This is a genomic window from Amycolatopsis sp. SID8362, assembly GCF_010550475.1.
In the GTDB taxonomy this organism is placed as follows: domain Bacteria; phylum Actinomycetota; class Actinomycetes; order Mycobacteriales; family Pseudonocardiaceae; genus Amycolatopsis; species Amycolatopsis eburnea.
In genome coordinates, this window is the sequence record NZ_JAAGNB010001241.1 from 1 (window position 1) to 1,520 (window position 1,520).

The window sequence follows — 1,520 nt, forward strand, 5'->3', positions numbered from 1 at the left end:
GGGCGCGGGTCGGCTTGAGCCCGAACAGCCCGCACGCCGAGGCGGGAAACCGCAGCGAGCCGCCGAGGTCGTTGCCGTGGGCCATCGGGACCAGGCCGGCGGCCACCGCCGCCGCCGAGCCGCCGCTGGAACCGCTCGTCGAGCGGTCCGGGGCCCACGGGTTGCGCGTCGGCCCGTGCAGCACCGGTTCGCACGCCGGGACCATGCCGAACTCCGGGGTGTTGGTCTTGCCGAGCAGCACCAGACCGGCGCCGCGCAGCCGCCGCACCAGCTCGGACTCGGTGCCGGACACGTTGTCCCGCAGGAAAACCGAGCCTTCGGTGAACCGGACGCCGGGTACTTCGGTGACGAGATCCTTGAGCAGGAACGGAACCCCGGCGAACGGGCCGGTCGCGGTGGGCGCGGCGGCGCGCGCCGCGTCGAACATCGGGGTGACGACGGCGTTGAGGAGCGGGTTGAGGTGCTCGACGCGCTCGATGGCGGCGTCGACCAGGTCCGCGGCGGTGAGCTCACCGCCGCGGACCAGCGCGGCCTGCGCGGTGGCGTCCAGTGTGGACAGATCGGTCACGACGGCACCGTCCGGAATCCGTGCGCGGCGTGGACTTCGCCGAGCGGTTCGATCCGGGCCGGGGGCAGCCCGGCATCGGCGATCGCGGCGGCGAAGCCGGGATCGGTGCTGAAGGCGGTGAAATCGGCTTCGGCGGGGCAGGCGTCGAAGACCGTGAGACCGCCGGCGCGTGTCACGCAGGCGTGCAGCAGGATCTGCTCCGGCGGGAACGCCGCGAAGAGCTTGTCGTAGGCGGGCAGCAACTCGGCGGCGTTGCCGTCGAAGTGGTAGGCGGCGAGGTACATGGCGCTCAGCCCGCCTTCGCGGCGGCCAGGTTGCGGCCGACGACGGCCATGGTGGCGGCCAGCGCGGCCGTCGGGCTGAACTCGACCAGCTCGGTGCCGGCGAACACGAGCGGCACGTGGCCGGGTGCGCCGTAGTAGGTGTCTCCGGCCTGGTAGACCTCGTCGTGGTCGGCGTAGCGGAACACGACCTTCCCGCTGACCACGGTGCCCCAGTGCGGGCACTGGCAGCGGTCGCCGGGCAGGCCGCGGAACAGCGGCGCCGGGTCCATGTCGGCCTTGTGGGTCTCGTAGCCGACGGTGTACTCGCCGAGTTCGACGTAGCGGCCCTCGATCTCGGGCTCGTCGACGGACAGCGGGGCTTCGGCCTTGCTGGTGCGGGGCATCGGGACTCCTCACGGTGGGTGGACGGTCTTCACCCGGTAGGCGTGAGTTCCGGCCGCACGGTGTGAGGTCAGGTCCGCCAGGTGTGCGCTGCCTCCGGCTCGTAGACGCACAGCGTGCCGGTGCGGACCGCGGCGCGCAGGTGGCGGGCCAGCTCCGGGTGCACCCGGTCGATCCGGTCGACGGTGGCGCGGATGCGGGCGGTGACGGCGGTGCGGGCCCGTTCGGCGGGGGAGCCGGTGCGGCGCGCGCGGCCACCGATGCCGTAGGCGGCGGACAGCTGCGCG

4 protein-coding genes are annotated in these 1,520 nt (G+C 73.6%); all 4 read right to left on the minus strand.

The features are described from left to right. Nucleotides 1-568: amidase (locus G3I65_RS38555; protein ID WP_309235928.1), on the minus strand; the 568-nt coding region annotated here is incomplete at its 3' end. Beyond that, a complete protein-coding gene (locus tag G3I65_RS38560) occupies nucleotides 565-852 on the minus strand; it encodes a hypothetical protein (protein WP_160700462.1) in 288 nt (95 codons plus the stop codon). The genes G3I65_RS38555 and G3I65_RS38560, both read right to left, overlap by 4 nt. 5 nt (nucleotides 853-857) lie before the next feature. Continuing rightward, nucleotides 858-1,235, minus strand: coding sequence for a cupin domain-containing protein (locus G3I65_RS38565; RefSeq protein ID WP_160700463.1), 378 nt, complete (start codon nucleotides 1,233-1,235; stop codon nucleotides 858-860). Nucleotides 1,236-1,303: 68 nt separating this feature from the next. Continuing rightward, nucleotides 1,304-1,520 (minus strand): hypothetical protein (locus G3I65_RS38570; RefSeq protein WP_160700464.1); only part of this gene is annotated, 217 nt, incomplete at its 5' end.